Consider the following 2,167-nt stretch of genomic DNA (forward strand, 5'->3'; position numbering starts at 1 on the left):
AGGAATAGATGACTTGTTGCTTAATTGTAAGATTCCCCACTTTAAACGATTATTTTAATGTAATTTTTCATAATTAATCGGAATCTGTTCATAATTCTCCGGAATGAATTTCATAATTTACTGAAAAAGTGTGAAGTAAAAAAATATTGATTAAAAAAGAGAAACGGCTTATGACGTTTCTCTTTTGCTAAGGAGAAAAATAATTTTGATGAAATTATTGTGTGTACCTACTCCTAAAGTTGATGAAAATATTTTCAGTTATGTTAATAGACTATCTCAAGCCAATAAATATGAAACTAATTCATGGATTCTAAACATGACTAATATTAAACATTATCATGGTCCTAGAAATTTACTTCCAATTAATTTTAATTTTGATTCATTCAAATCACTAACAAAATTACCTTTAGAAGAATTAATGAAATTTACTTTTTGGAAGGAGTATAACTTCCCTGAGGAAAAATATGATCATCTCAATTATTTATTGTTTAATAATTCTTTGATGGGCCAAAATTCCAAAGTTTGCCCTATATGTTTAGAAGAATTTAAACAAAACAACAAATTGTGGGATATTCGATTCTTATTAGCATGTCCAATACATAGATGTTTTCTTGTCTGTAAATGTAGTCATTGCAACAAAATTATAAGTCAGTATAGGAAAAGCTTTTTTCATTGTACCTGTGGATCGGACCTAAGAAATGAGAAAATTAAGGCATGTCGAGTCGAAAGTATTATTTTACCCCAAATTATTTATTATAGTTTTTATGGTGATGATAAATTTGAAACCTTTAATAACAACATACTTAATAAACTTGATCTGAAATATATAATTTTAATCTTTATATTCTTTATCAAATTGACTTTAAGAGATGAGACAAGATTAGGAAGTTCAGCAATACCTTTTGATCCTGGTGATTCTGAGTTTTCATTACTTATTGAGAAAATTTCTTTGATTTTTAAAGATTGGCCATATAATTTTCATTCGTATTTACAGGATTATGAAACGGCATTAAAAAGTAAACCAAAATATGATAGAGGAAGTTTGATAAATACGTTTGGGTACTTTTATATAGACTTATATGAAAAGTTTAACCACCCTGCTCTGAATTTTTTAAGAGAGGAATTTGAAAGGTATCTTGTGATTAATTGGGATAGAACCCAGCTTTCACATAGTAAATATATAAAATTTGACAAAAATAGTATCTCATATATATCTACAACTGAAGCGGGGAAGATCCTTGGAGTTCACCATTCACAAGTCAGAAAGTTAGTTTCATACGGCTACTTGCAAGCTAAAATGACTACGGATAGAAATCCTTACTTATTAATCTCTAGAGAAAGTATTGAAAAGTATATAGAGAATAAAAGTAATTATATAAATCGAAAAGAAACAAGTGGTTTATTAAATATTGACTATCAAACGGTGATAGAGTTGGAAAAGGATAATATTTTAAAGTTAAAAAGGGGTCCACAAATAGACGAAAGCTTAGAATACTTATATGATATTCAAAAGGTACATCAAATTCTTAATATTATTGAAAAGAGATGCCAAAGAAGCAGTAGAATGTTCTTTAATTTTGAGACAAAAAATACAATTGACATTATTTCAAGTACAAAGTTTGTAATTGGAACAAAACTTTCGGATATTCTAATATTAATAATAACAGGAGAACTTACACCGATTGGTAAGAATACAAAAGAAAAGGGATTAAAACAATATAGGTTAAGTACAGAACAAGTGAAAGAAAAAGTATATAAATATAAAATCAAAAAGCAAAATGGAGTATTTTCAATACCAGAGTTATCTCGGTTTTTAAGTATTGGTAGAAATTTATTATATAGGATTATTCAAAGTGGTTTCTTAAGGACATCAGAAGAAATGGATAAACCATTTATCTTGGTCGAGGATGCTATATACTTTAAGCAGAATTATATTACATTAGGTCAACTTAGTGATGTGTACTCGACAGATTATGAAAATGTTTTACAACTATTAAATCGATTTGAAGTTGTACCTGTTTTAGACAGTTTTTATAAGAAAAATAAGATTTACGAATTTTCAGACATCACATGTCTTCAATTAATGAAGTAGCATTCCTGTAATGGATGAAAATGAGATTTGAGAATAAAAATAACCTCTTGGTAGAATAAGAGTGTCCAACGCTTG

Annotated in this window: 1 protein-coding gene; it reads left to right on the forward strand. The window is 27.8% G+C overall.

The window, feature by feature from the left end; genetic code table 11:
• Positions 1-208 precede the first annotated feature (208 nt).
• Positions 209-2,092 carry a TniQ family protein gene (locus tag ACR65M_RS26745; RefSeq protein ID WP_440274924.1) on the forward strand — a complete coding sequence of 628 codons (1,884 nt, stop codon included), beginning with the start codon at positions 209-211 and terminating at the stop codon, positions 2,090-2,092.
• Positions 2,093-2,167 lie beyond the last annotated feature (75 nt).

Source organism: Ferdinandcohnia sp. SAFN-114, assembly GCF_059415045.1.